Origin of the sequence: Rhizobacter sp. J219, from assembly GCF_024700055.1 — a bacterium.
GTDB lineage: Bacteria > Pseudomonadota > Gammaproteobacteria > Burkholderiales > Burkholderiaceae_C > Rhizobacter.
This window is the reverse complement of the sequence record NZ_JAJOND010000001.1, coordinates 1,921,600-1,948,104: the sequence shown is the minus strand read 5'-3', so window position 1 is coordinate 1,948,104 and position 26,505 is coordinate 1,921,600. Positions and strand designations below refer to the sequence as shown.

Here is a 26,505-nt window from a genome sequence, read left to right as displayed (position 1 = left end):
CGGCTTTCAGCGCACGCCGTCGCCTGCCATGGCGTCGGGTGTGAAGTGGCTGTCGGGACGGCGCGGGACGATGCGGTAGTGCGTGTTGCGTTCGTTGACCACGCCGCTCGCGTACCAGGCGCCCGACAGCAGGTCATGGAAGCCCCATTGCTGCTGCGGCGTGGTGGCCGGCAGGTCGGGCATCACGACGGGGTGGGCCCACAGCGTCTTCCACAGCTGGCCCTTCGCATCCCAGCGGTCGCCGAGCACGGCCACCCAGGTGTCTTCGTCGAGGTAGTAGCGGCTGCGCGGCGCCTGGTGGCGCTGGCCCGGCTTGAGGTTGGCCTCGACGACCCACACGCGGTGCAGCTCCCAGCGCACGTGGTCGGGGTTGAAGTGATGGGGCATGAGGACATCGCTGTCCTTCGTCGGCGTGTGCAGGCGGTTGCTGTTGTAGGGGATCAGCAGCTCCTGCTTGCCGACGATCTTCCAGTTGAAGCGGTCGGTGCGGCCGCCGAACACGTCGACCTCGTCGAAGCTCGCGACGCCGCTCGACGCGGGCGTGGGGGTGTCACAGCAGGCATTGGGCAGCTTGCGCACGCGGCGCTGGCCGGTGAGGTAGACCCAGGTGGCGGTCTTGTCGGCGTCGAGGTTCTGGCGGCCGACAAGGGCTTCGCCGGCACGCACCGGCGGGCCCGAGTTGACGAGGCGGATCAGCCAGAAGTCGCCGTTGAACTTGTCCTGCTGGCCTTGCGCGTAGTACGGCATCTGCCAGTCGCCCGTCGCCTCGACCGAGAGCACGCGCTGGCCGCTGGCGGTGCCGAGGTAGCCGCGGAAATCGTTCTGCCAGGCCTCGCCGCGCCAGTGCAGGTCGTTGTTGGCCATCATCTCCTCGCCCGTCTTCGGGATGGGGAAGGGGATGCCGCCGAACGCACCCTTGAGCACGTGGCCTTCCAGCCTGGCGGTGGTCGCGTTCTTGAAGGTGTTGTCGTAGACCCATTGCCGCGCGGCGGCGGTGCGGTGGGTCTTGTAGACGTCGAGCCGGAAGGTCTTGGGGTACTTCTTGAGCAGGGCCACCGTGCCCTCGCTCAGCTTGCTGGCGTGCTGCGCCAGGTTGTCGGCGGTCACCGAGTAGAGCGGCTTCTCGTTCGCGAACGGGTCGCCACGGCGGCCGCCGTTCTTGAAGCCGGGAATGGGCGTGGTGTAGCCGCCGTTCCAGGCGGGGATGCTGCCGTCGGCGTTGCCGGCCTTCTCGGCGCCGAAGGGCGTGAGCGTGGTCTTCAGCTTGGCGGCTTCTTCGGGCGTGACGCCGGCCTGTGCTGCCGACGCGGCGACGAGGGCGACCAGTGCAAGGCCTCTTGTGATGTGTGACATGGGGGTCTCCGTTCAGAAAGTGGTGCGCAGGGAGAAGCTGAGGAAGTTGCGGTCCTTCAGCGCCTGCTCGTACTGGGCGTTGTTCGCGTTGTCGAGGGTGGGCTTGGCCTTGCCCAGGAAGTGCACGTAGCTCAGGTTGGCGTTCCAGCGGCCGAGCCAGACGCCACCGAGGCCGAGGGTCAGGTCGCCACCGTGGTCCACCGCGAAGCCGGGGCCCACCGCCGACGACTTGCCGAAGCCATAGCCGAGGCCGAGGCTCGGCGACAGGTCGAGGCCAGGGGCCACCTGCCGGTAGGTCGGCGAGAACACGACGCGCAGCGCGGTGGCCGAGCGGTCGGCGTTGGGGTTCAGTGCGGCTTCGTTCTTCGTGACCTTGAGGCGCTGGTTCCAGGCGATTTCGCCGAGGAAGCTCGCCTCGTTGAAGAGCACGCTGGGGCCGAGGCTCGCGAGCCACGAGAACTGCACATGCGCGCTTTCACCGACCGCATAGCCCGGGTTGTCGGAGTTGTTGAAACCCGTGCCCACCCCGATGGCCGGGATGATCGTGCGCCCGGAACTGGCGAGCGGCGTGTTCTGGCGGATCGAGGCTTCGCCGGCGAGGCTCCAGTCGCCCACCGTCTTCGCCAGGCTCACACCGTAAGCACGCACGCCCTCGTGGTAGACCCAACGGAAGCTGCGGGCGGTGAGCGCCGGCGGTGCGCCGTTCATCGTCGTCCAGATGTTGCTGGGCGTGGTGGCGTGGTAGCGGATGGCGTAGAGGCCGAGGTCGGCGTCGAGCGCGTCGAGGCGCCAGCGCAACTGCACGCCACCCTGGCCGCTGTCCCGGGCTTCGAGGTCGGCCTCGCGCACGAAGGTGCCGGTCGGGCCGGCGTTGATGCGCTCGGCGCCGGGGCCGAGCGAGTCGCTGCCGGAGAGATAGGCCCCGGCCGGCATCAGCCGTGTCTTCTGCCACTCGTAGGGCACGTACGCGCCGACGGTCACGGCAGACGACAACTGCACCTGCATCGACAGCTTGCCGGTGGGCCGCGCGATCTCCTTGAACTGCGAGTTGGGGACCGACAGCAGCTTGGGCAGGTCGAGCGGCGCCATGCCGCCGGCGATGCCGTTCGCGCCGAAGAAGAGGCTCTCGCCCCACAGCAGGGTGTGGCGGCCGAGGCGTGCGCTGACCGGTACCTCGCCGAGCTGCAGCTTGCCGAAGACGAAGGCGTCGAGCACCTCGGCCTTGCGGCCCATGACTTCGCGCGTCTCCTCCGGGAACTCGTTGCCGGGGCTGTGGTTGGCCGTGGTGGTCCGGTTCTGGTTGCCGTGGTTGTAGACCGCGTCGTACCACGCTGCGCCGCTCACGCGGGCGCCGACGTTGCCGTAGCTCGCATCCAGTTCGCTCAAGAGATCGAGCCGGTTGGAGACGATGCCGCGGCTGAAGTTGTTGTTGCCGTCGTCCTGGTTCAGGTTGTTCGGGCCGACCACGCCGCCAGGGCCGAATTGCGTTTGCGACAGCTGCGGGTCCGCCTTCTTGAGGCGTGCCGCGGTGCTGTACTTGACGGTGTTGTCCCAGCGCAGCTTGAGCCCGGAGTCACCGGTGTCGATCTCGAGGGCTTGCGCATTGACGCAGGCCATGGCCGCGATGGCCAGCGCCGACAGGCGAAGCGGCGGCTTGGGGAAAGCAGTTGTGAAGTGAAGCATGGTCTCCTCTCGTGGGTCTTGGTGGAATGAGGTGTGGGAAGGTCAGGCGGGGCGAGCGACGAGCGGCACCAGCCGCTCGGCGAGTGCGAGCAGGTCGGTGGAAGCGTCGGGTCTCACGTTCCAGCGGGCGGCTTGCGACGTGATATCGAGAACCTGCCGTGCGCGTTCGAGGCGGCGTGCTTCGAAGGCGTGCAGCAGTTCGTCATGCGGCATGCCGGTGCGCAGCAGGTCGCCGAGCACGAGGGCGTCTTCCACCGGCTGCGCGGCCTGCTGGCCGAAGTGCGGTGGCAGCATCAGCGCGCCGGGCCCGATGCGCAGCACGCGCTGCGAGTGCCAGGGGCCCGGCTGCATGCCGAAGCGCACGGGCCGCTCCGTCACCGGCGTCATGGCGCCCCAGTGGCGGGCCACCGACTCCACGATGCCGCCGTGGGCCGCCAGCACGTGGCGGATGTCGGCGGTGGAGGGGCGCTCGCGCTCGTTCCACATCACGGCGACACCGGCCCGTCGTGTGTCGACCGGCACGAGCAAGACCTTGGGGTGGTCGTGGCTCAGCACGAGGGTGGCGCGGTCGAGCGCCACCGGGCGCGGCACCAGGGTCTGGCACCACAGTTGCGGCAGGACTTCCGGTTCCCACGCGACGAGGCTGCTGCGCGGTGTGCGGGCGCTGCCGGGCCCGTTCGTGAGCACGGCCAGGTCCATCGGGTGGTGCTCGCCGGCCTGGGTCACGAGCGTGGCGTCGGGCAGGGCGTCGACGATGGTCGTGCCCTGGTGCAGCGTGGCCCCGCGATCGACCGCAGCCTGGCGCAGAAGCCCCAGCAGGTCGCCGTGCACCATCCCGAGCGCGGGCGGCAGCCGTTCGCCGGCCAGGCGTGGCGACGGCAGTTCGGCATACGCCCGGCCGTGCGCATCCGTCACCACCATGCCCTTGTAGGGAAAGCCTTTGCGCACGCAGCTGTCGGCGAGGCCGAGGGTGTTCAGCTCCCTCAGGAGATTGGCCGTGACATGGAGATGCGTGGCCTTCGAGGACGCGGCGGCGGGCGCGTCGAAGACGTCCACCACCGCACCCGCCGACGAGGCGGTGAGTGCCGTCGCGAGACCGGCGAGGCCAGCGCCGACGATGCCGATGCGAAGCGCGGGCGACATCGTCAGCAGGCCGCAGCCGTGTGTTTGCAAATCGAAGGCGTGAGCACGCCCTTCGCCTGGCTCGGTGCCATTCGTTGTCTCCTGAATCGTTCTGAAGTCGGGTTACCGAGAGGTTAGGGAGATCGACGTCGCCTGAAAAATGGGTTGTTTCCAAACGAGATATCGATCCGGTGAATAGTCTTCGGGTTACCCCTGGCTTCATCCGATGAGCACGTGCGATGCGACACAACCGACTTGACCTGAACCTGCTCGTGGCGCTCGATGCGCTGCTCACCGAGCGCAGCATCACCAAGGCCGCCGATCGGCTGCACCTCAGCCAGTCGGCGACAAGCAATGCCCTGGCCCGGCTGCGCGAGTACTTCGACGACGAGTTCCTGGTGCAGGTGGGGCGGCGCATGGAGCTCACGCCGCGTGCGGAAGGGCTTCAGGAGTCGGTGCGCGACATCCTCGTGCGCGTCGACAGCACCGTGGCAGTCCAGCCCGAGTTCGAGCCGGCGAAGTCGGACCGCACGTTTCGCATCTTCGTGTCCGACTACACGCTGATGGTGTTTGCGCCGCACATCCTCGCGCTCGCGGGCGAGGCGCGCTGCACGGCGACCTTCGAGTTCTTGCCGCAGGTGTCGAACCCGCAGCGAAGCCTCGAACGAGGGGAGGCCGACCTCTTGATCATCCCGCGGGGCTTCGTGTCACCCGACCACCCCGAGGAAGTGCTGTACGAAGAGAAGTTCCTGTGCGCGGTGTGGCGTGACGGTGCGCTCGGTCGTGGCGCACTGAGCTTCGAGCGCTACCGGGATGCGGGCCACGTGGTCATGCAGCCACCGGGGCAGGCGGGCGAGTCGTTCGAGGGCTGGTTCGCACGGCGCTTCGGGGTCACGCGGCGCGTCGTGGCGATCAGCCACGGCTTCGCCGCGCTGCCGGCGATGGTCGTCGGCACCGACCATGTGGCCACCGTGCATGCGCGCCTCGCCCTGAAGCTGCAGCCGTCCTTGCCGATCGTGCTGCACGAGCCGCCGCTGCCCATCACCGTGATGGAGCAAAGCATGCAGTGGCACAAGTACAAGATGCAGGACCCGGGGCTCGTGTGGCTGCGTGGCCTGCTGCGGCGCGCGGTGCAGCGCATGGATGCGCCGCACCCTTGACCGGGGCATTCAAGGAGCGCGACCGCTTCTCCGGTGTTGTCTTTGGTGGTGTGTGATCGTGATCGCCACCCGCTTGCGCAGCGCGCGATCGTGAACGAAGCCCCACAAGCGCGGGCATTCCATTGGAAGCAACGACTGCGAGTTGGCTAGACTGCTGTTTGTAACTTCGCATTTACATCCGCACGCATGGCGATTTGCCGTCCCTTGTCGCTGTCGCCCCCAACGAGCGCGTGGACGGCGCTGCTAGAGGCCAGCACCGAACTGCTGGCCCTGTTGGACCCGCAGGGGGCCATTGCGTGGGTCAATCCGGCGATGGCGCGTGCCGTCGGCTGTGACGAGACGGTGCTCGGCCAGACCCTCGCGCAGGTGCTCGGCCTGGACGCGCATGACCCGGCGCAGGCCCGTGCGCTTGCCGAGGCCTTGCTGGCCCGTCAGCCCCTCCAGCTGAGCCGGGTTTCGTGGTGCGACGCCCAGGGTGCCGACCGCACCGCCGAACTCATCTTGAAGCCGCTTCAAGACGACGAAAAGCTGGCCGACGCCGGCTGGCTCTGCACGATGCGCGACACGACCGAGCTGACCCGCTCGCAAGCCGAGACCGTGCGGGTCACCGAGCGGCTGGCACGTGCACAGGAATTCGGCCGACTCGGCCTCTACGAGCGTGAGCTGCCGATGGGCAAGGGCCACTGGGACGCGAACATGTTCCGCCTGTGGAACTTCGACCCGGCCCAAGGTGCGCCTGACTTCAAGGCCTTCGTGGCCCGCATCCACCCCGACGATCGCCCGGGCATGGACTACCGCGACTCCGCCCGCGTCCCCGGCAAGTACGCCAAGCGCTACCGCATCACCTCGCCGAGCGGCCAGTGGCGGCATGTGCATGCGCAGTGGGAGGTCAAGGCCGGCCCCGATGGCGTGCCCAACATCATCGTGGGCGCGATGGTCGACGACACCGAGGTCTACGAGCTGGCCGAGTCGTTCAACACGACCAGCGCGCAACTCAAGCTGGCCGTCGAACTGGGCAACATCGCCATCTGGCGGCACGACCTGCGCAACAACCGCATCTACTACAACGACAAGGCGTTCGAGGTGCTCGGCATCCTGCCGCGGCCCGAGGGTCTTGCCATCGAGGAAGTTCGCGCGCTGATCCATCCGGACGACGTGCCCCGCGTCGTGGCCACCGCCGCCGAGTCCCTGAACACCGACCGTCCTGTCGACATGGAGGCGCGCTACCGGCGCGCCGACGGCTCCTACCGCTATGTGCTCACACGCCGCGTGGTGCGGCGCAATGCCGATGGCGAGCCCACCGAGTTCATGGGTGTGGCGCTGGACGTCACCGAGCAGGTGGCCGAAACCCGGCGCGCGCAGGAACTGGCGCGGCGTCTCGAAGTGGCGGCGTCGGCCGCAGGCCTGGGCATCTGGAGCCGTGAGCCGGGCCGCGAGCGCGGCGAGTGGAATGCGCAGATGTTCCACATGATCGGCCGCTCTCCGGCGCTCGGCGTGCCGCGTCGAACCGAATGGTTGAACGAGGTGGTGCACCCCGACGACCGCGAACGCATGCGCACGGCCCACGCGGAGCTGCGCGCCACCGAAGACATCACCGTCGAACACGAATACCGCATCGTGCGGCCCGATGGCGAAGTGCGCTGGCTGGTGAGCCGGGCGCGCCACGAGAAACGCGAGGGCGGCTCGGTCCAGTTCGGCATCGCGATCGACGTGACCGAGCGCCAGGAGAAGCTCGTCGCCCAGCGCGAGAGCCAGGCGAAGTCGGAGTTCCTCGCGCGCATGAGCCACGAGCTGCGCACGCCGCTGAACGCCGTGCTCGGCTTTGCGCAGCTGCTGGGGCTCGACCCCGCGCTGGCCGGCTCGGCGACGCTCGCGAAAGTCCGCCACATCGTGTCGGCTGGCGAACACCTGCTGTCGCTGATCAACGATGTGCTCGACCTGTCGAGCCTGGAGAGCGGCGAGGTGCGTCTTGACCCGCGTCCGGTGCCGCTGGGTGGCGTGTTGCAGGAGGCGCTGGCGCTGGTCGAACCGGCGGCGCGTGAAGCCGGTGTGAGCATCGAAGTCGACGAGACCGACGTGGTGGTGCTGGCCGATCGCATCCGCACCCGGCAGGTCGTGATCAACCTGCTGAGCAACGCGATCAAGTACAACAGCTCGCGGGGGCAGGTCCACGTCGGTGTACGCGACGGCGGCGATGCGGTGGTGCTGACCGTGTCCGACACCGGGCGCGGCATGACGCGGCAGCAGATGGCGCATCTCTTCGAGCCGTTCAACCGCCTGGGGGTCGAGCGCGAGGGCATCGAAGGCGCGGGGGTCGGCCTGTCGGTCGTGAAGGCGCTGGTCGAGCGCATGGGCGGCTCGGTGCGCGTGGAAAGCACGCCCGGCGTCGGGTCGCGTTTCCAGGTGCATCTGCCGCGGCATGTGGGGCCGGTCGGGCCTGACGATGCGGAGCCGGCGCCGGTGCAAACCGTGCCGCCACCCACCGAAGCGATGCGGCCGCCCCGGCGCCAGCGCGCGGGCCGCGTGCTCTACATCGAAGACAACCCGGTCAATGCGCTGCTGGTCGAGGAGATGGTGCGCCAGCACGCCGGCCTGCAGATCGAGTCGGTGGCCAGCGGCCTGGGCGGCGTGGCCCGCGCGCAGGAGCTGAAGCCCGACCTGATCCTGCTCGACATGCAGCTGCCCGACGTCGATGGCTACGAGGTGCTCAGCCGCTTGCGCGAACAGCCCTCCACGGCGGGCATCCGTTGCGTCGCGCTGTCAGCCAACGCCATGCCCGAAGACATCGCACGCGCCACCGCGGCCGGCTTCTCCGACTACTGGACCAAGCCCATCAACCTGAAGACCTTCCTCGCGGCGCTGGACCGCCTGCTGCCGGGCTGATCAGAGGCTGCGTTCAGGGCTAACCCTGATGTACTTGTGCGCCTTGCGACGGGCACATCGCGGCTCTTAACCTCACCGGTTGAGGAGTCCGCATGAAGACCGAGTTGTACCCATCGATGGGGGCCATGGCATGAACCTGGCCTATCTGCTGCTGCGCAGCGCCCGCAGCGCCGGCGATCGCCCCGCTGTCTACCTGGGCACCGAGCTGCTCTTCGACTACGCCACGCTGGCCACGCGCGCCGCCGCGCTCGGGCAGGCGGTCACGCAGCGATACGCGTTGCAGCCGGGCGATCGTGTGGGGCTGTTCATGAGCAACCACCCGACGGTGCTCGAGATCCTGTTCGGCTGCTGGTGGGCCGGGCTCGTGGTGGTGCCGATGAACCCCAAGCTGCACCCGCGCGAGGCCGACTACATCCTCGCCCACAGCCAGGCCTCGCTCGTCTTCACCACCGACGACATCGGCCCCGCGCTCGCCGCGCTTGAAGCTCCCACCTCCGCGTTGCACGCGCTGGTCAGCGTCGAACAGCCCGAGTACGCGCAGCTGCTGCAGGCCGAGCCGCTGGCCGCCCCCGTGGAGCGCGCGCCGGGCGACCTGGCCTGGCTGTTCTACACCTCCGGCACCACCGGGCGGCCCAAGGGCGTGATGATCACGCACCGCAACCTGATGACGATGTCGCTGTGCTACTTCAGCGACGTCGACACGGTGCTCCCCGACGACACGGCGCTCTACGCCGCTCCCATGTCGCACGGTGCCGGCCTCTACAGCCTGCCGCATGTGCTGGCCGGCGCGCGCCACGTGGTGCCGGCCTCGCGCGGATTCGATGCGGCCGAGGTGCTGCAGCTCGGCCGCCACTTCGGCAGCGTCTCGATGTTTGCGGCGCCGACGATGGTGAAGCGCCTCGTCGACCAGGCCGTGGCGCAGGGCCTGGATCATGGTCAAGGCGGCACCGGCCTCAAGACCATCGTCTACGGAGGCGGCCCGATGTACGTGGAAGACATCCAGCGCGCGATGCGCGTGATGGGCCCGCGCTTCGTGCAGATCTACGGCCAGGGCGAGAGCCCGATGACCATCACCGCCTTGTCGCGCCGGCAGATCACCGACGTGCAGCATCCACGGCACGTCGAACGTCTCGGCTCGGTGGGCGTGGCGATGTCGGCGGTGGAGGTGCGCGTGACCGACGCGCAAGGCCGCGAGCTGCCCATCGGCGAGACCGGCGAGGTGGTGGTGCGCGGCGACTCGGTGATGGCCGGCTACTGGCGCGACGATGCCGCCACCGCCAACACGCTTCGCGACGGCTGGCTCTTCACCGGCGACATGGGCAGCCTCGACGAGCATGGCTACCTCACCCTGCGCGACCGCTCGAAGGACGTGATCATCAGCGGCGGCTCCAACATCTACCCGCGCGAGGTCGAAGAGGCGCTGCTGCGCCACCCCGGCGTGGCCGAGGTCTCGGTGGTCGGCCGGCCCGATGCCGACTGGGGCGAAGTGGTGGTGGCCTTCGTCGTGCCCCGTGCGGGCGTCGAGCTGGAGCCGCTGGTGCTCGACGAGGTGTGCCGCGATCACATCGCGCGCTTCAAGCGCCCCAAGGAGTACCACCTGCTCGACACCCTGCCGAAAAACCACTACGGCAAGGTCCTCAAGACCGAGCTGCGTGCCCGGCTGGCGGCGCTGCCGCGCTGACTCTCCCACCCCATCCGCACTCACAGGACAGCACCATGAGCAAAGCTTCTCTCCAGGGCCGCACCGCCCTCGTCACCGGCTCGATGCAAGGCATCGGCCTGGCCATCGCCACCCGCCTCGCACAAGACGGCGCCCGCATCGTGCTGCACGACGTGGCCGAGCCGGCCAAGGCCGAGGCCGCCCTCGAGGCCGTGCGCCAGGCCGGCGCGCCCGCGGCGACCTACCTGCAGCGCGACCTGCGACACGCGGCCGAGATCGACGCGCTGATGGCCGAGGCCATCGGTTGGCAGGGCCAGCTCGACATCGTGGTCAACAACGCCGGCATCCAGTACACCGCGCCCATCGTCGACATGCCGCCGCAGAGCTGGGACGCCATCCTCGCGATCAACCTCAGCTCGGCCTTCCACACCATGCGCCTCGCCTTGCCCGGCATGGTGGCGCGCGGCTATGGCCGCATCGTCAACATCGCTTCTGTGCACGGGCTCGTGGCGTCGGCGCAGAAGGGCCCGTACGTGGCCGCGAAGTTCGGGCTGGTAGGCCTCACGCGGGTGGCGGCGCTCGAGTGCGCCGCGGTCGGGTCGAGCCAGACCGGCGGCGTCACCGCCAACTGCATCGCCCCCGGCTGGACCGAGACCGCGCTGATCCAGCCGCAGATCATGGCGCGCGCACAGGCGCACGGCGGCGACCGCGCGGCCGGCATCAAGGAGCTGCTGCAGGAGAAGCAGCCCAGCCACCGCATGTCGGTACCGTCCGAGATCGGCGAGGTCGCCGCCATGCTGTGCCAGCCCTGGGCCCACAACATCAACGGCATCACGCTGCCGGTGGATGGCGGCTGGACCGCGCAGTAAGCGGCGCGGGGCAGGCCGCTACTTCAGCAGCTTGCCCTCGCTGCCGATCACGGTGACCTCGACGAAGCGCGAGCCCACGCGCTCCTTCGGCCCGAAGCTCACGCGCACGCCGCCCAGGTTGTAGTTGTTGATCGACTCCAGCGCGCTCATCACCTTGGCGCGCGTGGGTTTGGGGCCGGCGCGGCGCAAGGCCTCCACCAGCACCTTGGCGCCCAGGTACTCCTCGAAGTTGGTGTAGTTCACCTCTTCCTTGGGGGCGTACTTCTTCAGCGTCTCGTGGAACTCGCGCACCACCGGCAGCGAGTGCCGGTAAGGGTAGGGCACCACCTGGCTGATGCCCAGGCCGCGCACGTTCTCGATGCCGCCGAGCTTGACCAGCTCGGCCGGGTCGACCACCGAGATGTTGAAGAGCTGCCCGCCGCCGCCGGCCGCGCGGTATTGCTTCGCAAAGGCCGCGGCCGGCTTGTTGACGGCCACCATGATCACCGCCTGCGGTGCCGCGCCGCGGATCACCTTCACCGCCGCGTCCACATCGGTGGTGTTGCGCTCGTAGCCGGCCGAGGCCACGAGCTTATGCCCGCGCCGTTGAAGCGCCGACTCCACGCCGGCCAGGCCCGCTTTGCCGAAGGCGTCGTTTTGATAGAGCACCGCGATGCGGGTGAGGCCCTGCGTGTTGAGCTGCTTGACCATGTGCTCGGCTTCGTCGGCATAGCCGGCGCGCACATGGAAGATCCACGGGTTGAACGGTTTGCGCAGCAGCTCGCCGCCGGTGTAGGGCGCGACCAGCGCGATGCCCGCATCGGCCAGCACCTTCTCTTCGAGCAGCTTGCCGATGTTGGCAGTGCCGGCAAAGCCGAACAGGGCCACCACTTCCGGCTTGGCCACCAGCTCCCTGGTCAGGCGCAGGGTTTCATCGACCTTGTAGCCGTCGTCGAGCACCAGGGTGCGGATCTTTGCCCCGTGCACGCCGCCGGCATCGTTGACGGCATCGAAGTACACCTTGCCGCCGAGCACCATCTGGTGGCCGGTGCTGGCCAGCACCCCCGACAGCGGCGCCACCTGGGCGATGGTGATGGTCTCTTGTGCCGACGCGAGCGTGGCCCCCGCCAGCAGGCCCACGCAGGCGATCCACCTGCTGCGTGTGCGTGTCTTGAGCCCTGTGTGCATGCAATGCCCTCTGGTTACCAAATGTGAAGACGATGCTAGGGGTGGCCTGCACGTGCCACCACGGGGCCTTCGATGGCGGTGCCTCTACCTAGGGGTTGCTGCTGGCGATGAACTACCTAACGAGTCGTACTGATGTAGTCCTACGACTGCTCGCCGCGCGGGGTGACTTCTACATTGGGCCGCTCACCAACCCCGAGAGGAGACAGCCCCAATGAATTCAAAGAACAAGCCCATCCTGCGTGTCGCAATGCTCACCCTGGGCGCTGCCGGCCTGAGCGCCTGCGGCGGCGCCGACGACCCTGAAGTGAGCACGCTGCCCACCGGCATGACCACCGTCAGCGTCACCACCTACGGCGCCACCACGGTCGGCAGCGGCAGCACGGCCGCGACGCAGGACCTGCTCACCGGCGGTCTCGGCCGCACGGGCCTGGGTGCCGCCACCGCACCCACCTATGCCGACCCGGCCAACCCCACCGCCGCCGAGCTGCGCCGCAATGCGCTCTATGCCAACTACCGCGGCCTCGTCGACTACACCGCCAACGGCGGCTATGGCCGCCTCTACGGCCCCAACATCGACCTCGCCGGCAACGACACGCTGGGCGAAGGCCTCATCCCCGGCCGCGAATACCTCGCCGTGCTCGATGACGGCACCGGCCGCAAGCAGGTGACGGTGGCCGTGCAGATCCCCACGAGCTTCGACCGCAACGCGCCGTGCATCGTCGCCGGCCCGTCGTCCGGTTCGCGCGGTGTCTATGGCGCGCTCGCCTCGGCCGCCGAGTGGGGCCTCAAGCGCAACTGCGCCGTCGTGCTCACCGATGCCGGCAAGGGCGTGGGCCTCTACGACCCGAGCGACGACACCGTGAACCGCATCGACGGCACACGCGCCACGCGCACCGCCGCGGGCGCGCTCTCGCACTTCGCGGCCACGATCAGCGACACCGCCCGTGCCGCCTTCAACGCCGCGTTCCCCAACCGCCTGTCGATCAAGCAGGCGCATTCGCAGGTCAACCCCGAGAAGGACTGGGGCACCGACACGCTCACGTCCATCCGCTACGCGCTCTACGCGCTCAACCAGGAGTACGCCGACAACTCGCCGCTCGGCAACGGCAAGCTCGCGCGCTACACGCCGGGCAACACGCTGGTCATCGCCGGCTCGGTGTCGAACGGCGGGGCCGCGGTGCTGCGCGCCGCCGAGCAGGACACGAGCGGCCTGATCGACGGCGTGGTCGCCGCCGAGCCCAGCGCCCAGCCCAACACCACCACCGGCTACGGCGTGAGCTTCGCCGGCGCGGCGGTGCCGATCTTCGGCCGCTCGCTGGCCGACTACTTCACCTTTGCCAACATCTACCAGGCCTGCGCTGCACTCGCGCCGGCCGCGCAGATGGCCGAGACCTCGGTCTACAACTACATGACGCTCACCGGTATGAACGCCCGCGCCACCAACCGCTGCACGGCGCTGGCGGCCAAGGGCCTGGTGACCGGCGCCACCACCGCCGACCAGGCGACCGATGCGCTGGCCCGCATGCGCGCCTATGGCTGGACGGCTGACAACGACACCATGCACAACGCGCACTTCGGTCTGGGCAACGCCGCGATCATCTCGGCCATGTACCCGACCGGCTATGGCCGCTTCGGTCTCACCGACAACCTGTGCGGCGTGAGCTTCGCGGCCGTCAACGGCACGGGCGACGTGGTCGCGGTCAACGCCAACACCAAGGCTGCGAGCTTCGCGCTCGCCAACGGCACGGCCAACGGCGTGCCCGCCAGCGTGGTCTACAACGACTCCGAAGGCGGCGCCAAGTCGTGGGCGTTCGCGGTCTCGCCGTCCACCCACATGGCCGACTTCGCGCTCGACGCCGCGCTGTGCCAGCGTGCGCTCGTGACCGGCACCGACCCGGTGACCGGCGCCGCGCTCAGCAACGTGTCGACGCCCACGCTCGCGCAGAGCCAGGCGGTGCGCACCGGCATCGGCGAGGTGCTGCTCAACGGCAACCTGCGCGGCAAGCCCACCCTCATCGTCACCGGCCGCAGCGATGCGCTGCTGCCCATCAACCACTCGACCCGTGCCTACAGCGCGTACAACCGTGTGGTCGAAGGCAACGCCAGCCAGCTGCGCTACGTGGAGGTCGAGCACGCTCAGCACTTCGACGCGTTCATCCCGTTCTCGGGCTTCGACACGCGCTTCGTGCCGCTGCACGTGTACTTCAACCACGGCATGAACGCGATGTGGGCCAAGCTGCGCAACAACACCGCGCTGCCCGGCAGCCAGGTGGTGCGCACCACGGTGCGTGGGGGTACGCCGGGTGCAGCACCCGCGCTGACCACGACGAACGTGCCGCCGATCGCCGCCACGCCTGCCGCGGGTGACGCCATCACCTTCAGCGGCACCAGCATCGCCATCCCGAACTGATGGCGGGTTGAGACGATGAGCGCCTGCGCCGGTCTCTACATCAGGCCGGCCAGGCGCGACACCATCTCGGTGGCCGTGTTGACCTTCAGCTTTCTCAACAGGCGCACCCGGTGCGCGTCGATCGTGCGCGGGCTCACCTCGAGCACGCGTGCGATCTGCTTGCTGGTCTTGCCTTCGATCAGCAGCTGCGCGATCTCGCGCTCACGGGAGGTGAGGGCGGTGGTGATGGGGCGGCGTGCCGAGATGTCTTCGAACATCCACACCGTGCAGCCGTACGGGTCGTCGCGGTCGAGCGTGCGCCCTGAGGCGTGGCACCAGAAGAGCCGGCCGTCGCGGTGTTTCATGATGCGCTCGTCGGCGTACCGGCCGCAGTCGCGCAGCGCTTCGAAGCCGCGTGCGCCGATGCCCATGAACTCGTTCTGCGAGGGGTAGAGCATGCACATCGACTGCCCCGTCAGCTCGGCGGGTTCGTAGCCGAACATCGAGGCCAGGGCCTCGTTGCAGCGTTGAATGATGCGGTTGTTGAGCACGCACAGGCCCACCGGGGCCATGTCGAAGGCCAGCACGAGGTTCACGTCCAGCGCGGGGTGGGGGGCGGGGTTCATGGCGAATGTCGGCGCGAGCATAGCGAGGCGCCGATGCACATCACATGCCACGAGTACTTACGCAGAAAGCAGTAACGGGTTCTTCCCCAAAAACTGCACGGTCGAGCGCAATCTTGACCGGGTGAACCCTAGCGTAGTCGCTCGCCATTGCGGGCCGCAACGTCAGTCACGACACTGCCGCCTCTCGCAAAGGAGCAGCAGTGGATTGCATTCTTCAAACCGAGCGCTTGACGAAAGAGTTCAAGGGCTTCGTGGCTGTCGACAAAGTGGACTTGCGTGTCCGCCGAGGAGACATTCATGCGTTGATCGGGCCCAACGGTGCAGGGAAGACGACCTGCTTCAACCTGCTGACCAAGTTCCTGACACCGACCTCAGGGCGCATCGTCTTCAACGGCAACGAGATCACGCACGACACGCCGGCCCGCATCGCCGAGCGCGGCGTGATCCGCTCGTTCCAGATCTCGGCCGTCTTCCCGCACATGACGGTGCTGGAGAACGTGCGTGTGGCTTTGCAGAAGAAGCTGCGTACCTCGTTTCACTTCTGGAAGCCCGAACGTTCACTCGACGGGTTGAACTCGCGTGCGATCGAGTTGCTGCGTGAAGTCGACCTCGCGCCCTATGCACACCTCACGACCGTCGAGCTGAGCTACGGCCGCAAGCGAGCGCTCGAGATCGCCACCACGCTCGCGATGGAGCCCGAGCTGATGCTGCTCGACGAGCCCACGCAGGGCATGGGCAGCGAAGACGTCGACCGCATCCGCAAGCTCATCAAGCGCGTGTCGGCGGGCCGAACCATCCTCATGGTCGAACACAACATGAGCGTCGTCTCCAGCATCGCCGACACCATCACCGTGCTGTCGCGCGGTGCCACGCTGGCTGAAGGCCCCTACGCGCAGGTGTCGAAGAACCCGGCGGTGATCGAGGCCTACATGGGTAGCGCTCAGGTCGAGCTTGTGGGGGCGCATTGAGATGCTGCATGCGGCTATTGGCGCGAGCCGAGGCTGCCGGGTGACCGGCTCCGCTCATGTCCCCCGGCCAGGCTGCGCCTGGCCTCCTCCTTTACTTCGCTGCGCCGGTCACCCGGCAGCCTCGGCAAGCACCAGCGGTGACATGCCCAGCCCTTGGCGTGCCTCGCGGGTGGCTTGCTCGCTGCGGCAGGGCGCCGTGTGGAGCGAAGTAAAGGAGGAGAGGCGGGCGCAGCCCGACTCGGGGGACATGAGCGGAACACGGCGCCCTGTCGCAGCGAGCCCGCGCAGCCCCAAGCAAAGGACCCACTGAGATGCCCACCAAGTTTCTAGAAATCAACAACCTCCAAGGCTGGTACGGCGAAAGCCACGTCCTCCACGGCGTGAACTTCCACGTCAACGAAGGCGAAGTCGTCACGCTCCTGGGTCGCAACGGCGCCGGCCGCACGAGCACCATGCGCGCCATCATGGGCTTGATCGGCTCGCGCAAGGGCAGCATCAAGGTCCAAGGCAAGGAGACGATCCACCTGCCCACGCACCGCATCGCACGCCTCGGCCTCGGCTACTGCCCCGAAGAGCGCGGCATCTTCTCGAGTCTGACGGCCGAAGAGAACCTGCTGCTGCCGCCCTCGCTGCTGCCCGCGGGCATGAGCCTCGCCGACATCTACGAGCTGTTTCCCAACCTCAAGGAGCGCGCCAAGAGCCAGGGCACGCGCCTGTCGGGCGGTGAGCAGCAGATGCTCGCGGTGGCCCGAATCCTGCGCACCGGCGCCAAGCTGCTGCTGCTCGACGAGATTTCCGAAGGCCTGGCCCCGGTGATCGTGCAGAAGCTGGCCGAGATGGTGCTGATGCTGCGCTCGCGCGGCTACACCGTCCTGATGGTGGAGCAGAACTTCCGCTTCGCGGCTCCGCTGGCCGACCGCTTCCTCGTGATGGAGCACGGCCGCGTCACCCAAGAGTTCACCCAAGCCCAGCTGCCCTCGCGGCTGGATCAACTGCACGAAACCCTCGGCGTCTAAACAGTCCCTAAAGGAGACACTGTCTTGAATCTCTCGAAAATCAAAGCCATCGCCGCTGCCTGCGGCCTCGTGTGCGCCGCTCCGATGGCGCAGGCCCAGATCTCCGGTGACGTGATCCGCATCGGCTTCATCACCGACGTGTCGGGCCTGTACTCTGACATCGACGGCCCTGCCGGCGCTGAAATGATCCGCCAGGCCGTCGCCGACATGGGCGGTGCCATCAACGGCAAGAAGATCGAAGTGTTGGTGGCCGACCACCAGAACAAGGCCGACATCGCCAGCTCCAAGGCCCGTGAGTGGTTTGACCAGCAAGGCCTCGACCTCCTGATCGGTGGTACCAACTCCGGCGCCAGCCTCGCGATGGCCGGTATCGCCGCCGAGAAGAAGAAGCCCTTCATCGCCGTGGGCGCAGCTGCCTCGGCGCTGACCAACGAGCGCTGCACGCCCTACACCGTGCACTGGGCGTACGACACCGTGGCGCTCGCCAAAGGCACCGGCAACGCCGTGGTCAAGGCCGGCGGCAAGAGCTGGTATTTCCTGACCGCCGACTACGCCTTCGGCTCGGCGCTGCAGACCGACACCTCGGCCGTGGTCAAGGCTGCCGGCGGCAACGTGATCGGCTCGGTGCGCCATCCGCTGTCGGCCAGCGACTTCTCGTCGTTCCTGCTGCAGGCGCAGTCCAGCAAGGCCGACATCCTGGGCCTGGCCAACGCCGGTGGCGACATGATCAACGCGGTGAAGGCCGCCAACGAGTTCGGCATCACCAAGACGATGAAGCTCGCGGGCCTGCTGATGTTCATCAACGATGTGCACTCGCTGGGCTTGAAGACGGCGCAGGGCATGTACCTCACCGACAGCTGGTACTGGAACCAGGACGCCGAGACCCGCGCCTGGAGCCGCAAGTTCTTCGACAAGTTCAAGCGCATGCCCTCGTCGATCCAGGCCGCCGATTACTCGGCCGCGCTGCAGTACCTGAATGCCGTCAAGGCCACCGGCACCGACGACGCCGACAAGGTGCTCGCCCACATGAGGAAGACGCCGATCAACGACGTGTTCGCCAAGGGCGGCCGCATCCGCGAAGACGGCCGCATGGTGCACGACATGTACCTGATGCAGGTCAAGACGCCGGCGCAGTCGAAGGAACCTTGGGACTACTACAACGTGGTGGAAACCATCAAGGGCGAAGCCGCCTGGACCACCAAGGCCGAAACGCGCTGCGCCCTCTGGAAATAAAGAACCGGTCATCCCCGCGAAAGCGGGGATCCACCCATGACTGAAATCTTCGGTATTCCCATACAAGCCTTCATGGGCCAGCTCATGCTGGGCCTGGTGAACGGCTCGTTCTACGCCATGCTGAGCCTCGGCCTGGCGGTGATCTTCGGCCTCTTGGGCATCGTGAACTTCGCGCATGGCGCGCTCTACATGATCGGCGCCTACGTGGCCTGGTTCGCGCTCGAGACCTTTGGCATCAACTACTGGGCGGCGCTCGTGATCGCGCCCTTCGTGGTGGGCGCCATCGGCCTCGTGATCGAGCGCACGCTGCTCAAGCACCTCTACAAGCTCGACCCGATCTACGGGCTCTTGCTGACCTTCGGCATCTCGCTGATCTTCGAGGGTGTCTTCCGCGAGCAGTACGGCGTGTCGGGCCAGTCGTACTCGGTGCCCGAGGCGCTGCAGGGGGCGACGAACCTCGGCTTCATGGTGCTGCCCAATTACCGCGCATGGGTCATCGTGGCCTCGCTCATCGTGTGCCTGGGCACCTGGGCGCTGATCGAGAAGACGAGCCTCGGGGCCAAGCTGCGCGCCGGCACCGAGAACCCGGCGCTAGTGCAGGCCTTCGGCATCAACGTGCCGATGATGGTGATGTTCACCTACGCGGGCGGTGCTGCACTCGCCGCGCTGGCCGGCGTGCTGGCCGCGCCGGTGATCCAGATCACGCCGCTGATGGGCACCAACCTCATCATCGTCGTCTTCGCGGTGGTGGTGATCGGTGGCATGGGCTCGATCCTCGGCTCCATCCTCACCGGGCTTGCGCTCGGCCTGGTCGAAGGTCTCACGAAAGTGTTCTACCCCGAGGCCTCGAACATCGTCGTCTTCGTGATCATGGCCATCGTGCTGATGATTCGCCCGGCCGGCCTCTTCGGCAAGGAGAAGTAAGTTGTCTGCAGTCTCTTCACTGTTCTCGAGCCCGGCGCGCAAGGCCGGGTGGGCGGCGCTGGCGTTCTTCGTCGCCGCGCCTTTCATCGGCATCTACCCGGTGTTTGCGATGAAGGCGCTGTGCTTCGCGCTCTTTGCCTGCGCCTTCAACCTGCTGCTCGGCTACACCGGCCTGCTGTCGTTCGGCCACGCCGCCTTCATGGGCGCCGCGGCCTACGGCACGGGCTGGCTGGTGCGCTCGGGGGGCTTCACGCCCGAGCTTCGGGCTGATCGCCGGCGTGCTGGTGGCCGCCGCGCTCGGCCTGGTGGTGGGGCTGATCGCCATCCGCCGCCAGGGCATCTACTTCGCGATGATCACGCTCGCGATGGCGCAGATGATCTTCTTCATCTGCCTGCAGGCGCCGTTCACCGGCGGTGAAGACGGCCTGCAGGGCGTGCCGCGCGGCAAGCTCTTCGGCCTCTTGTCGCTCGACAACGACCTCGCGATGTACTTCTTCGTGCTCGCGATCTTCGTGGCGGTCTACCTCTTCATCATCCGCGTGGTGCACTCGCCCTACGGCCAGGTGCTGAAGGCCATCCGCGAGAACGAGCCGCGTGCCATCTCGCTCGGCTACAACGTCAACCGCTACAAGCTGCTCGCCTTCGTGCTGTCGACTGCCATTGCGGGCCTCGCCGGCGGGCTGAAGACGCTGGTGCTGGGCTTCGCCACCTTGTCGGATGTGCACTGGTCGCTCTCGGGCGAGGTGATCCTGATGACACTGCTGGGCGGCCTGGGCACCTTCGCGGGTCCGGTGGTCGGGGCGTTCACCATCATCGGCCTGCAAAACTTCCTGGCTGATCGCGTGGGCTCATGGGTCACGGTGATCATCGGCGTGATCTTCGTGGTGTGCGTGCTGGCCTTCCGCCGAGGCTTCGTGGGCGAGTTCGTCGCGCGGCGCAAGAAGCCCGCCGCACCGGACGTAGCCTCGGAGCCGGCACAAGTCGAAGCGCACGCATGAAGCTGCAACTCTCGGTGGGACGCCGGCTGGCGCTCGGCTTTGCGAGCCTGGTGCTGATGCTGGTCGGTGTGGCGGCGCTCAACGGCCTGGAGATCCGCTCGATGGGCGCGCGCATGCAGCACATCGTCGAGGTCGACAGCGCGCGCAGCGATCTTGCGCAGGAGCTGCTCACCCACATCAGCCAGATGTCGGTGCAGGCGCGCTCGGTCGCGCTGCTCACCGACCTGCGCGAGATCGACAACGAGATCAAGGCGCTCAATGCGACGGTGGCCCGCTACCAGGCCACCGAGCGCAAGCTCGCCGAGTCGCTCGAAGGCGCCAAGTCCTCGGACGAAGAGCGCGCCCTGGTGGGCGAGATCGCAGCCAGCGCCAAGGCGGCGATCCCGCTGCTGCTGCGCGCCGCCAAGCAGGGCCAGGACGGCTCCAACATCGAAGCCACCACCACGCTGATGACCCAGGCCCGACCGCAGGAAGCCCTGTGGCGCGGCAAGGTCGAGCAGCTGATGGCGGTGGAGCGCCAGTCGAGCGTGGCCTCGTATGCCAACGCGGTGGCCGGCCAGCAGCGTGCCCTGTCGATCGCTGCCGCGGTGGTGGCCGCGGCGGTGCTCGCAGGCGCGTTGCTGGGCTGGCGCATCACGCGCAGCGTCAAGCAGCCGATCGACCGCGCCATTCGCGTGGCCGAGCGCATCGCCGAGGGCGACCTGAGTCCGCAGGTGGAAGCGGGCTCGCATGACGAGATCGGCCGCCTGCTGCTGGCCATCGCCGCCATGCAGGAGCGCTTGCGCACGCTGGTCGGGCAGATCCGCGAGTCGTCCGACAGCATCCACGTGGCGAGCGCCGAGGTCAGCACCGGCAACCTCGACCTCAGCCAGCGCACCGAGCGCGCCGCGTCGAGCCTGCAGCAGACCGCCTCGTCGATGGAAGACCTCAGCAGCACCGTGCGCCACAGCGCGAGTGCCGCCGAGAAGGCCAACCAACTTGCGCACCGCGCCTCGGCCGTGGCCTCGCGCGGCGGCGAGGTGGTGGCGCAGATGGTGTCGACCATGCGCGAGATCGACGACAGCTCTCGCAAGATCAGCGACATCATCGGCGTGATCGACGGCATCGCCTTCCAGACCAACATCCTGGCGCTCAACGCCGGCGTGGAGGCCGCTCGTGCCGGCGACCAGGGCCGTGGCTTCGCGGTGGTGGCCGGCGAAGTGCGCACGCTGGCACAGCGCAGCGCGGTGGCCGCCAAGGAGATCAAGGCGCTGATCGACACCAGCGTCGACAAGGTCGATGCCGGCTCGCGCCTGGTGAAGTCCGCGGGCGAGACGATGGATGAGATCGTCGCAAGCGTCGAGGAGGTGGCCACCATCGTGAGCGAGATCACCACCGCCGCTTCGGCCCAAAGCTCGGGCATCAGCCAGGTGACGAGCGCGGTGACGCAGCTCGACCAGGTGACGCAGCAGAACGCGGCGCTGGTGGAGGAAGCCTCGGCCGCCGCCGAGAGCCTGCGCGAACAGGCGCAGAGCCTGACCAACGTCGTGTCGGCGTTCCGTTTGAAGTAAGAGAACTCTCCGTCCTGAGAGTGCGCTGTGGCCTTGTTCCCCGCTGGGAACAAGGCCTTTTTTCTGTCTTGAAACACGGTGCTGCCGACTGTCTTCTCGACAGGGTTAACCCGTTTTTCCGTACGCGAAGCCGACAGCGAAAACACTGCGCCCCCTGGGGCCCGTCGGGGCATGGATGTTGCGGTTCCTGTCGTTCCTAAAGACGAAAGATCAAAGGAGACAAAACGATGAATCGACCACGATTCCTGGCAGGGCTTTTTGCCCTCGTGGCCTGCACGGCGCAGGCGGGTGAAACGCTGAGGTCGTTCAACGCCGACCTTTCGCAAACCACGGTGTCGGGCCTGTCGGCCGGCGCCTTCTTCGCCACGCAGATCCAGGTGGCGCACTCGCAGCACATCAAGGGCATGGGCAGCATCGCCGGCGGTCCGTACTTCTGCGCCGAAGGCAGCATCAACAAGGCCTACAACGCGAAGCAGGGCGACGCCGGCTACCCGAGCTACACCGGCCAGTGCATGGGCGGCAACTTTGGTGGCGTCGATGCCGCGCAGATGTCGGTCAACGAAGCGCGGCAGGAAGCCGGCGCCGGGCGCATCGACGCGCTCGCCCACCTTGCCAACGCGAAGATCTTCATCTTCGGCGGCACGCTCGACCCGACCGTCGTGCCCAACGTGGTCGCCCAGAACAAGCCCTTCTACACACGCCTCGGTGTGCCCGAGGCCAACATCCGCGTCGAGACCACGCTGCGCGATGGCCACGCGATGCCGCTGAAGGATCGTCAGTCGATCGCCAACGCCTGCGGCGCGACGAATGCGACCTACGGCTACGCCTCGGTGTCGCCGTGGATGAGCAACTGCGACTACGACACCGCCGGCGTGATGCTCGAACACTTCTACGGCACGCTCAACGCACGTGTGCCGCTCGGCCAGCTGCGCGGGCGCTTCGTGCAGTTCGACCAGAGCGAATTCACCCGTGCGGCCGGCGCGCGCTACATGAACACCGAAGGCTTCATGTACGTGCCGCCCGCGTGCGACGCCGGCGAGCGCTGCCGCGTGCACGTGGCCTTCCACGGCTGCCACCAGGTGTGGGACAAACCGGCCGGCGACTCCGGCGCCAACATGGGCGACCGCTTCTACCGCTATGCCGGCTACAACGAGTGGGCCGAGAACAACCGCATCATCGTGCTCTACCCGCAGGCTCAGAAGACGCCGGGCGTCGACCCGCGCGGCTGCTTCGACTGGTGGGGCTTCGAAGAGGCCGGCAACCAGAACGGCCCCTGCAACAACGTCGCCAAGACCACCTACGGCCAGTGCAGCGCGGCCTCGTACCACACCAAGTCGGGCGCACAGGTCAACGCCGTGTGGCGCATGCTGGAACGCGTGACCGCCGGCGGCGCCGGCGGCGGCAACAGCCCGCCGGTCATCACCGGCCTCAGCGCCACCAGCGAGGCAAGCTGCAGCACCCTCACCGCCAGCGTGAGCGACCCCGACAACGACGTCGCAAGCGTGCAGGTGCGGGTCGATGGCGGCAGCCCCGCCAACGCCAGCCCGGCCGGCAATGGCAGCTGGACGTATCGCGCCTGCCCCGGCACCGGCACGCACACCGCGAGCGTGACCGCCACCGATGGGCGCCACAACACGAGCGCCGCGCAGACGGTGAGCTTCACCATCAGCGGCACGGGCGGTGGTGGCCTCACCCCGGGCTCGGGCACCTGGGTGGCCGAGACGCAGACCTTCGGCCTCGGCAACGCCTACGTCTACGTGCCGAAGAACCCCAACCCCGCGGTGCGCAACGGCAAGCGTGCGCTGATGCTGAGCCTGCACGGCTGCCTGCAGTCGGCCGCCGACGTGATCAACACCCACTTCAACTGGGAGGCCGTGGCCGAACAGCGCGGCATGGTGGTGGTGGTGCCCACGGTGCCGGCTTCTGGCCGTGTCGTCACCTATCCGTCGAACTGCTGGAACTGGTTCGGCACCAGCCACAGCCGCACGGCGGACGATGCGGCAAAGTTGCTGCAACTCGTGGATGCGCTCAAACGCCGTGCCGACCTCTCGATCGACCCGCAGCAGGTCTATGCGAGCGGGCTGTCGGCCGGCAGCGGCGAGGCGCACGTGCTTGGCTGTCTGGCACCCGAGGTGTTCGCCGGCATCGGGCTGGTGGCCGGCCCGGCGCTCGGCAGTGCGGCCTTCGACGTGGGCGGCACGCCACGGCGCAGTGCGGCAGACGTGGCCGCCACCTGCCGCGCGCTGGCCGGCAGCCAGTCGGCGCAGCTCGACACCCAGATCGCCTCGTTCCTCTATGGCACGAGCGACGTGGTGGTCAACCCGCAGCACAACGTGGTCAACGCCGAAGGCATGAAGCTCGTCTTCGCCACCGGCAGCGCACGCTCGACCTTCACCGTGAGCGGTGGCGGCAGCGGCTCGCTGTGGACAGACGCGCAGGGCCGCCCGCGGGTGTCGCTCATCTCGGTGTCGGGCATGGACCACTCCTGGCCCGCCGGCCCCGGTGGCACGCAGAACACCAACTACGTCAACAACCGCTACCTCCACTACCCCGAGTACCTGAGCCAGTACCTCTTCGACCACAACCTGCGTGTCGGCACGAGCGGCGACCACCCGGTGCTGCGCTGCAACCCGGTCGCGGTGTCGGGCACCAGCGCCACGCTCGACTGCGCCGCCACCGACAACGGCACGATCGCGAGCTACCACATCGTGCGAAGCGGCCCCGCGGCGCTGACCGAGACGGTGGGCTCGGGTGCGACGCTGCGACGCCAATACGCCAACCTGCCGGCGGGTCGCTACACCTTCGAGGTGACCGCGACCGACAACACCGGCCTCGTGTCCAACCTGGTCGCGCTGCAGGCCGACGTGGGCAGCGTGCCGCCGCCGGTGCAAAGCATCACCGCCACCGTGGTGGAGCACTACACGGCCAAGCGCATCACCTTGCAGCAATACCTCTCGATGGGGTCGCGCTTGGGCTACAACACCCGCGTCACCCTGTACCGCTGCACCAACGGGTGGTCGGAATCGGCGGCCTGTACATGACCGGGAAACAGACGATGTGTCGAAGATTTGGTCGTTGCTGCAGTGCGATGGCGTCCGGCGAGCGGTCAATCCCGGGGTCCGGCCCCGGGGTTTGCAGCCTGGCGCCAAGCTTGCTGTGAAACAGGCCATGAGCATTCCCGTGCGCCACAAGCGCTGAGAAGCCAGCAGGGACTGGAGCCGGCCCGGCATGCATCGGGCAGGCCCAACCTCCTGACTGCACGCCCGATGCAGCAGGAACCTACGCCCGCACAGAGGCGAAAGGAGACAAGTTTGAAACTGAACCGCATCTTGTTCATGGCCACCGCGTGGGCGGTAGCCGCCTCCACCAGCACGGCTGCCGTGGTCGCACTGCCGGCCTACAACATCGACAAGTCGAAGATCACCGTCTCCGGCCTGTCGTCGGGCGGCTTCATGGCCAACCAGCTCGGCTACGCCTACTCGGCCACCTTTTCCGGCGTGGGCGTGTTCGCCGCCGGCCCGTACATGTGTGCCGGCCACAGCAACTACACCGCCTGCATGTACAACGCGACCATCAGCGCCAGCATGCTCAACACCATGCAGGCCGACATCAACAACTGGAGCGGCACGGCCATCGACAACAAGGCCAACGTCGCCAACCAGAAGGTCTACATGTTCGTCGGCACCAGCGACTCAACCGTCGGCCCCAACCCGATGGACGCGCTGAAGACGCAGTACACCAACAACGGCGTGCCCGCCGCCAACCTCGAATACGTGAAGCGCGCGAGCACCGCGCACGTCTTCCCGACCGACTTCGACTCGACCGGCAACAACAGCTGCAGCAGCTCGGCCTCGCCCTACATCTCGAACTGCGGCTACGACGGCGCGAAAGCCGTGCTCACCAAGCTCTACGGCACGCTCAATGCGCGCAACAACGCACCGGCCGCGGCCAACTACATCGAGTTCAACCAGTCGGCCTACACCAACAACAACCCCGGCATGGCGGCCAGCGGCTGGCTGTACGTGCCGTCGTCGTGCGCGAGCGGCACGCAGTGCAAGCTGCACGTGGCGCTGCACGGCTGCCAGCAGAGCTACTCCAACATCACCGACAAGTTCGTGAAGAACACCGGCTACACCCGCTGGGCCGACACCAACAACATCATCGTGCTCTTCCCGCAGACCAAGGTCGACAGCACCAGCCGCGCCACCTCGGCCAGCGGCTCGCTGCCCAACCCCAACGCGTGCTGGGACTGGATCGGCTGGTACGGAAGCAACTTCGCGCAGAAGGCCGGCACCCAGGCCGCCGCGATCAAGGCGATGGTCGACCGCGTGGCCTCGGGTTCCACCGGCGGTGGCGGCAGCTTGCCCGCACCCACCAACGTGAGCACCTCCAACGCCACCACCAGCAGCATGACGATCAGCTGGAGCACGGTGAACAACGCGGTCGGCTACAACGTCTATCGCAACGGAGCGAAGGTCAACGGGGCGACCGTCACCACCACCAGCTACACCGACGGCGGCCTGGCCGCCGGCACCACCTACAGCTGGACGGTGCGCGCACTCGACGGCAACGGCGCCGAAGGCGCAAGCTCCTCGCCGGCCAGTGGCACCACCACCGGCACGCCACCGCCCACGGCCACCTGCTACACCGCGTCGAACTATGCGCACACCACCGCGGGCCGCGCCACGCAGCGCGGCGGGTACACCTATGCCAACGGGTCGAACCAGAACATGGGCCTGTGGAACACCTTCACCACCACCACGCTGAAGCAGACCGGCGCCAACTACTACGTGATCGGCACCTGCCCCTGAGCGACGACGGCCGTGACCCGCGGCGCCGCGAGGCGGTGACCGCGTGGCACGGCCTCGTTGCGACATCTCTGACACAAAAACAGGCGCGGCACT

Annotated in this window: 17 protein-coding genes and 1 pseudogene; 13 read left to right on the top strand and 5 right to left on the bottom strand. The window is 67.8% G+C overall.

The genetic code is table 11. The annotated features are described in order from the left end of the window. Positions 1-6: 6 nt before the first annotated feature. The 3 genes from LRS03_RS08800 to LRS03_RS08790 are packed head-to-tail and all read right to left on the bottom strand — an operon-like array spanning position 7 to position 4,179. On the bottom strand, positions 7-1,353 hold the full coding sequence (locus LRS03_RS08800) for a DUF1329 domain-containing protein (RefSeq protein WP_257825056.1): 1,347 nt from the start codon (positions 1,351-1,353) through the stop codon (positions 7-9). 12 nt (positions 1,354-1,365) lie between these two features. After that, positions 1,366-3,036 carry a DUF1302 domain-containing protein gene (locus tag LRS03_RS08795; protein ID WP_257825053.1) on the bottom strand — a complete coding sequence of 557 codons (1,671 nt, stop codon included), beginning with the start codon at positions 3,034-3,036 and terminating at the stop codon, positions 1,366-1,368. Positions 3,037-3,078: 42 nt separating this feature from the next. Beyond that, complete coding sequence (locus LRS03_RS08790; RefSeq protein ID WP_257825051.1) at positions 3,079-4,179, bottom strand: FAD-dependent monooxygenase; 1,101 nt, start codon at positions 4,177-4,179, stop codon at positions 3,079-3,081. A 218-nt stretch (positions 4,180-4,397) separates the two neighbouring features. Between LRS03_RS08790 and LRS03_RS08785 the strand changes: the two genes are divergently transcribed. From LRS03_RS08785 to LRS03_RS08770, 4 genes are all read left to right on the top strand, one after another. Next, positions 4,398-5,318: a LysR family transcriptional regulator gene (locus tag LRS03_RS08785; protein ID WP_257825049.1), complete on the top strand. Its 921-nt coding sequence runs from the start codon at positions 4,398-4,400 to the stop codon at positions 5,316-5,318. 186 nt (positions 5,319-5,504) lie between these two features. Then, a complete protein-coding gene (locus tag LRS03_RS08780) occupies positions 5,505-8,201 on the top strand; it encodes a hybrid sensor histidine kinase/response regulator (RefSeq protein WP_257825047.1) in 2,697 nt (898 codons plus the stop codon). Positions 8,202-8,331: 130 nt separating this feature from the next. Continuing rightward, on the top strand, positions 8,332-9,882 hold the full coding sequence (locus LRS03_RS08775; protein ID WP_257825045.1) for an AMP-binding protein: 1,551 nt from the start codon (positions 8,332-8,334) through the stop codon (positions 9,880-9,882). Positions 9,883-9,917: 35 nt separating this feature from the next. After that, positions 9,918-10,730 (top strand): 3-hydroxybutyrate dehydrogenase, encoded by an 813-nt coding sequence (locus LRS03_RS08770; protein WP_257825043.1) that lies wholly within the window; start codon positions 9,918-9,920, stop codon positions 10,728-10,730. Between the two features lie 18 nt (positions 10,731-10,748). Here the strand turns inward: LRS03_RS08770 and LRS03_RS08765 are convergent, their stop codons facing one another. Then, positions 10,749-11,897, bottom strand: a complete 1,149-nt coding sequence (locus LRS03_RS08765) for an ABC transporter substrate-binding protein (RefSeq protein WP_257825042.1) — start codon at positions 11,895-11,897, stop codon at positions 10,749-10,751. A gap of 211 nt (positions 11,898-12,108) precedes the next feature. Between LRS03_RS08765 and LRS03_RS08760 the strand changes: the two genes are divergently transcribed. Then, entirely contained in the window at positions 12,109-14,307 is a 2,199-nt protein-coding gene (locus tag LRS03_RS08760; RefSeq protein ID WP_257825041.1) for a 3-hydroxybutyrate oligomer hydrolase family protein, read from the top strand. A gap of 35 nt (positions 14,308-14,342) precedes the next feature. On the opposite strand, the gene LRS03_RS08755 is transcribed toward LRS03_RS08760, so the two are convergent. After that, on the bottom strand, positions 14,343-14,912 hold the full coding sequence (locus LRS03_RS08755) for a LuxR C-terminal-related transcriptional regulator (protein ID WP_257825039.1): 570 nt from the start codon (positions 14,910-14,912) through the stop codon (positions 14,343-14,345). Positions 14,913-15,112: 200 nt separating this feature from the next. On the opposite strand from LRS03_RS08755, the gene LRS03_RS08750 reads away from it, so the two are divergent. The 8 genes and pseudogenes from LRS03_RS08750 (at position 15,113) to LRS03_RS08710 (ending at position 26,412) form a co-directional block, all read left to right on the top strand. Then, entirely contained in the window at positions 15,113-15,880 is a 768-nt protein-coding gene (locus LRS03_RS08750) for an ABC transporter ATP-binding protein (RefSeq protein WP_257825037.1), read from the top strand. Between the two features lie 311 nt (positions 15,881-16,191). Continuing rightward, positions 16,192-16,896, top strand: a complete 705-nt coding sequence (locus LRS03_RS08745) for an ABC transporter ATP-binding protein (protein ID WP_257825036.1) — start codon at positions 16,192-16,194, stop codon at positions 16,894-16,896. A gap of 84 nt (positions 16,897-16,980) precedes the next feature. Continuing rightward, positions 16,981-18,129 carry an ABC transporter substrate-binding protein gene (locus tag LRS03_RS08740; RefSeq protein WP_257829459.1) on the top strand — a complete coding sequence of 383 codons (1,149 nt, stop codon included), beginning with the start codon at positions 16,981-16,983 and terminating at the stop codon, positions 18,127-18,129. A 36-nt stretch (positions 18,130-18,165) separates the two neighbouring features. Then, on the top strand, positions 18,166-19,053 hold the full coding sequence (locus LRS03_RS08735; RefSeq protein WP_257825035.1) for a branched-chain amino acid ABC transporter permease: 888 nt from the start codon (positions 18,166-18,168) through the stop codon (positions 19,051-19,053). A 19-nt stretch (positions 19,054-19,072) separates the two neighbouring features. Beyond that, positions 19,073-20,051: pseudogene (locus LRS03_RS08730) on the top strand (branched-chain amino acid ABC transporter permease). Beyond that, positions 20,048-21,601, top strand: a complete 1,554-nt coding sequence (locus LRS03_RS26520) for a methyl-accepting chemotaxis protein (RefSeq protein WP_308296405.1) — start codon at positions 20,048-20,050, stop codon at positions 21,599-21,601. Before LRS03_RS08730 ends, LRS03_RS26520 begins: the two are co-directional and overlap by 4 nt. A 227-nt stretch (positions 21,602-21,828) precedes the next feature. After that, positions 21,829-24,642 (top strand): extracellular catalytic domain type 2 short-chain-length polyhydroxyalkanoate depolymerase, encoded by a 2,814-nt coding sequence (locus tag LRS03_RS08715; RefSeq protein WP_257825034.1) that lies wholly within the window; start codon positions 21,829-21,831, stop codon positions 24,640-24,642. A 294-nt stretch (positions 24,643-24,936) separates the two neighbouring features. Beyond that, on the top strand, positions 24,937-26,412 hold the full coding sequence (locus LRS03_RS08710; protein ID WP_257829457.1) for an extracellular catalytic domain type 2 short-chain-length polyhydroxyalkanoate depolymerase: 1,476 nt from the start codon (positions 24,937-24,939) through the stop codon (positions 26,410-26,412). Positions 26,413-26,505: the final 93 nt, after the last annotated feature.

Bases quoted from the DNA above. Each gene is read 5' to 3' on its own strand.
- LRS03_RS08800 (WP_257825056.1), bottom strand. From the start codon at position 1,353: ATGTCACACATCACAAGAGGCCTTGCACTGGTCGCCCTCGTCGCCGCG.
- LRS03_RS08795 (WP_257825053.1), bottom strand. From the start codon at position 3,036: ATGCTTCACTTCACAACTGCTTTCCCCAAGCCGCCGCTTCGCCTGTCG.
- LRS03_RS08790 (WP_257825051.1), bottom strand. From the start codon at position 4,179: ATGTCGCCCGCGCTTCGCATCGGCATCGTCGGCGCTGGCCTCGCCGGT.
- LRS03_RS08785 (WP_257825049.1), top strand. From the start codon at position 4,398: ATGCGACACAACCGACTTGACCTGAACCTGCTCGTGGCGCTCGATGCG.
- LRS03_RS08780 (WP_257825047.1), top strand. From the start codon at position 5,505: ATGGCGATTTGCCGTCCCTTGTCGCTGTCGCCCCCAACGAGCGCGTGG.
- LRS03_RS08775 (WP_257825045.1), top strand. From the start codon at position 8,332: ATGAACCTGGCCTATCTGCTGCTGCGCAGCGCCCGCAGCGCCGGCGAT.
- LRS03_RS08770 (WP_257825043.1), top strand. From the start codon at position 9,918: ATGAGCAAAGCTTCTCTCCAGGGCCGCACCGCCCTCGTCACCGGCTCG.
- LRS03_RS08765 (WP_257825042.1), bottom strand. From the start codon at position 11,897: ATGCACACAGGGCTCAAGACACGCACACGCAGCAGGTGGATCGCCTGC.
- LRS03_RS08760 (WP_257825041.1), top strand. From the start codon at position 12,109: ATGAATTCAAAGAACAAGCCCATCCTGCGTGTCGCAATGCTCACCCTG.
- LRS03_RS08755 (WP_257825039.1), bottom strand. From the start codon at position 14,912: ATGAACCCCGCCCCCCACCCCGCGCTGGACGTGAACCTCGTGCTGGCC.
- LRS03_RS08745 (WP_257825036.1), top strand. From the start codon at position 16,192: ATGCCCACCAAGTTTCTAGAAATCAACAACCTCCAAGGCTGGTACGGC.
- LRS03_RS08740 (WP_257829459.1), top strand. From the start codon at position 16,981: ATGGCGCAGGCCCAGATCTCCGGTGACGTGATCCGCATCGGCTTCATC.
- LRS03_RS08735 (WP_257825035.1), top strand. From the start codon at position 18,166: ATGACTGAAATCTTCGGTATTCCCATACAAGCCTTCATGGGCCAGCTC.
- LRS03_RS26520 (WP_308296405.1), top strand. From the start codon at position 20,048: ATGAAGCTGCAACTCTCGGTGGGACGCCGGCTGGCGCTCGGCTTTGCG.
- LRS03_RS08715 (WP_257825034.1), top strand. From the start codon at position 21,829: ATGAATCGACCACGATTCCTGGCAGGGCTTTTTGCCCTCGTGGCCTGC.
- LRS03_RS08710 (WP_257829457.1), top strand. From the start codon at position 24,937: ATGGCCACCGCGTGGGCGGTAGCCGCCTCCACCAGCACGGCTGCCGTG.